Below are 3,871 nucleotides of genomic sequence, written 5' to 3' on the forward strand. Positions count from 1 at the left end.
CCTCAAGAAAATGCACTGTCTGCTTCATGGTCGTTCCCTCTGTTGTTTGTGTGTTTTTTTGGAGGATTTTCGTGCCAGCGAAACTTCGGGGCCCGGCACAGGTGTACTTCTACGACCAGCGGAGTCTAGGTGCCGCATGTCATCCCATGTCAGGTCTAACGGGTATACACGGGGTACGCCCTGTCTTTGCTTGCACATGCAAAGAGGTAAGAAGGAGGTAAAGACAGGTAAAGACCCAGTTGCGAAAGCTGGTTATAACGGCCTATTCTTCAGTAACCATTGGGGAAGGCCAAATGCTGCCGAGCACTCCTGAGTCGCAAACGCTCGTACCGTTCTCATCGGAAGATAAAGAAAAGATCCGAGCGCAGATGGAGCGTCTGCTCCATTCCACTCACTTCCGCAACAGCAAGCGATACCCTACGCTGCTGCGCTATATGGTGGAGGAAACGCTCGAAGGACGAGGGGCGCATCTAAAGGAGCGAACCCTCGGTGTCGAGGTCTTTGGCCGCCCGGCAGACTACGATACTGCATCCGATCCTGTGGTCCGCGTGACTGTCGCGGAGATTCGTAAACGCATCGCGCAGTACTACCATGAATCGTCTCACTCCTCGGAGCTCCGCATTGAGCTCAACATCGGCTCCTATGTCCCCGAGTTCTTTCCGGCGCGCGATGCCAAGCCAATTCCGATCCACGATAGGTCTCCCGCTGAGGCGCCAACCCCTGCGAACGACGTGGCAGATGAAAGCGCACCTGTCTCCCCTCCAGTGAAGAAGTCGCGCTTCTCGCGCCGTTTGATCTGGACCGTTATCCCAGTGCTTCTTCTTGTGATTGGCATCGCTTCTGGATTTCTCTGGCGGAGCTATACGCCGACGCCGATGGATCGGTTATGGTCTCCATTCTTGGCTGCACCCGGACCTATTACGTTCTGCCTGCCAATCTCGGCGAAAAAACGCTGGCCGGGTAATGCCGCTACGACACCGGAGGCCATCGCGCACGCGTTGGACCTGGAAGACACTAAGCTGCTCTCTTCCGGAACCTTCTTTGACCATGAAACTTTAGGAGAGAATGTCGTCTACTCCGACGTTCTCGCCATGATGAGGCTGGAGTCTGTCGTAGGACATCAGAATCGGCCGGTTCGCGTTCGCCTGAATCTCGGCACCAACCTCAATGAGCTCCGCGAAGGGCCAACGGTCTTTCTTGGTGGTCTCGACAATCAGTGGACACTCAAGTTGATTGAACCGCTGCGATACCAGTTCGGTGGAAGCGACGTGGACTCTTTTTATATCCGCGACAGCAAAGATCCGGGGAATCGCCAGTGGAGCCTGCATCTGCAGGATAAGATGACCACGGTTAACCGCGATTACGCCATCATCGCCCGCATTCACAGCCAGGTACTCGGGCAGGTGATCGTGATTGTCGCCGGCATCGGTATGAGCGGGACAGCCGCCGCAGGCGAGTTCTTATCGAATCCGAATCAGGTTGCCGAGCTTGAACGCCGCATCGGCACAGGCAACAGCGATCGTGACTTTGAAGCAGTGCTGACGACCGACGTGGATAACGGCATCGCAGGGCCCGCCCGCATCGTAGCCGTGGACGTCCGTTAGGCTGACCATACACTGGGTGCTCCATGTCCGGGGTCCCCAGCCAGCCTTTGCTGGCTGGGGCGGTGTCCGTCGGGGACATGTGCCCGGTTTTCCTGTCCCAGGCCACCTGGCCTGGGAAAACGTACCCCGTCTACTCGTAGAAATCGGAGTCCTGCTACGATAACTCCGCAGATTCAACCTCAGAGCCATGACTCTGCTTGAGACCGGAAGCTTTCCGCCTCAACGAAAAAATCTCTATCGATAAGGGCCGATCGTCTATGCGGGTGCTTCCGCCGAATTTCGCCGTGTTTGGACTGCTTCTCTTGCTGAGCCATGGAACGAAGAATCTTGCAGGACAAGCTCCTGGAGCAGGCTCCAAAACGAAAGCTTCCGCGGAACATGCAAACTTTATCGACGCCAGTGACCGGCTCAAGCCCGGTTTTCAGGCGCGTGCTTACCACTCGTCTCACAAGTACATTCTGGAGACGATAGGCTCCGGTGTCGCAGCCTTTGATTACGACAACGATGGCCGTCTCGATATCTTTTTCGCGAACGGTGCGTCCGTGCCGAACCCGGCACCGAAGGGGACCATACCGCGAAAGAAAGGCCCAGAAGACTGGAATCGTCTGTATCACCAGAAAAGCGATGGCAGCTTTGAAGACGTGACCGAGCACGCCGGGCTGAAAGGTGTCGGTTATGGCATGGGGGTTGCCGTCGGAGACTTCGACAATGATGGTTTTGAAGATCTCTATGTGACGGCGTACGGGGGCAATCGCCTGTACCGCAACAATGGCGATGGCACCTTTACGGATGTGACAGAGAAGTCCGGCACGGGCGGCGCGGCCGCTCAAGGTGATATCTGGTATACCGCAGCAGCGTGGGTCGATCTCGACAACGATGGCAAACTTGACCTGATCGTGCTGCGGTATGTGCATTGGGACTTTGAAGATGTCTGGTGTGGAGAGCATCGCGAGGGCTATCGCGCCTATTGCCATCCCGATATCTTCCCGGCGATTCGTCCATTGGTCTATCGCAACAACGGGGATGGGACGTTTACAGAGAAGGCCGTTGCCTTCGGCCTCGACAAGCCGGCGAAAGGTCTGGGGATTGCTCTCGCGGACTTCAATCGGGTCTTCCTGACCTGGTCATCACGAACCTCGCCATGCAGAAGTATGCGCTCTACCGCAACAACGGCGATGGTTCCTTCAACTACGACACCTACAGCTCCGGCATCGCGAAGATGACGCTCCTGCGCTCCGGCTGGGGTATTCGCTTCTTGGATTACGACAACGATGGCCGCAAAGATCTGATTGTGGCGCAGGGGCATGACCTGGACAATGTGGAGCTGAACTTCCCGCAGCTTCATTACCGTGAGCCGATGCTGCTTGCCCGCAATGTTGGCGAAGGAAAGTTCGTTGATGTTTCGTCCGAAGCCGGAGCAGTCTTTCGCGAACCGTGGGTGGGAAGGGGACTGGCGCTCGGCGACTTCGACAATGATGGCCGTCTCGATGCGGTGGTCTCGACCAACGATGGGCCGGCGCATCTCATCTTGAATCGGACTGAATCAAGCAATCACTGGTTGACGCTGCTACTCGTTGGACATACTTCGAATCGCGATGCGATCGGCGCTAACRTACACGTGATATATCACGGCCAATCGCAGTATGCCACGGTATCAACTGCGGGCTCGTATCTCTCCAGCAGCGACAAGCGGGTTCATTTTGGATTGGGTGGAAGTACGGAAGCAGACATAGAGGTCCAGTGGCCGAGCGGCATCCGGCAACATCTGCAGCATGTGAGTGTGGATCAGATGCTTCGTATCGAAGAGCCCGCGAAATAGAGCATTTTCCCTGTTGCTGGGTATCCCGGAAAGGGGCGTGAAGCGGCGTTTTCATTGCGGAAAACGCCCATAGACGCGGATGCCCTACTCTGCACCTACAGGAAAATGCTCCAGCTCGCTTTTTCGTTTGTGTTGTTAAGCGCACCATTTTTGCTGAGACGTCTCTCTCTAACTTCGATCCCTGAACTAATTCGAGCGACTGAATCGTCTCATAAAAGATTTCTTGACATAGCTTTAGCGGCGCGGATAACGTTTTCTCGCTATTAGATGAATCCGGATTCAAACACTCTATGAATCCGGATTCAAAAAAGCAGCAGCATTTCCATTCGAGGGGCAAAACGCATGAACGCACGCGCAGTTAACCAACTCTGCACGCGGCGAGGTATGGCATGGGCACTATCCATGCTTCTCGCAATTGTTTCTCTGGCAACTCATCCTCTGTACGCAC

The 3,871-nt window shown here is 55.5% G+C and carries 3 protein-coding genes; all 3 read left to right on the forward strand.

Going from position 1 to position 3,871, the window contains the following annotated elements; all coding sequences use genetic code 11:
- Nucleotides 1-293: 293 nt before the first annotated feature.
- The 3 genes from AB4043_RS21670 (at nt 294) to AB4043_RS21680 (ending at nt 3,423) form a co-directional block, all read left to right on the forward strand.
- Entirely contained in the window at nt 294-1,604 is a 1,311-nt protein-coding gene (locus tag AB4043_RS21670; RefSeq protein WP_442302669.1) for a hypothetical protein, read from the forward strand.
- A 284-nt stretch (nt 1,605-1,888) separates the two neighbouring features.
- Nucleotides 1,889-2,827, forward strand: coding sequence for an FG-GAP repeat domain-containing protein (locus tag AB4043_RS21675; protein ID WP_442308056.1), 939 nt, complete (start codon nt 1,889-1,891; stop codon nt 2,825-2,827).
- On the forward strand, nt 2,746-3,423 hold the full coding sequence (locus AB4043_RS21680; protein WP_442308057.1) for a CRTAC1 family protein: 678 nt from the start codon (nt 2,746-2,748) through the stop codon (nt 3,421-3,423). Before AB4043_RS21675 ends, AB4043_RS21680 begins: the two co-directional genes overlap by 82 nt.
- Nucleotides 3,424-3,871: the final 448 nt, after the last annotated feature.

This window comes from Terriglobus sp. YAF25 (genome assembly GCF_052113305.1).
GTDB lineage: Bacteria > Acidobacteriota > Terriglobia > Terriglobales > Acidobacteriaceae > Terriglobus.

Bases quoted from the DNA above. Each gene is read 5' to 3' on its own strand.
- AB4043_RS21670 (WP_442302669.1), top strand. From the start codon at position 294: ATGCTGCCGAGCACTCCTGAGTCGCAAACGCTCGTACCGTTCTCATCG.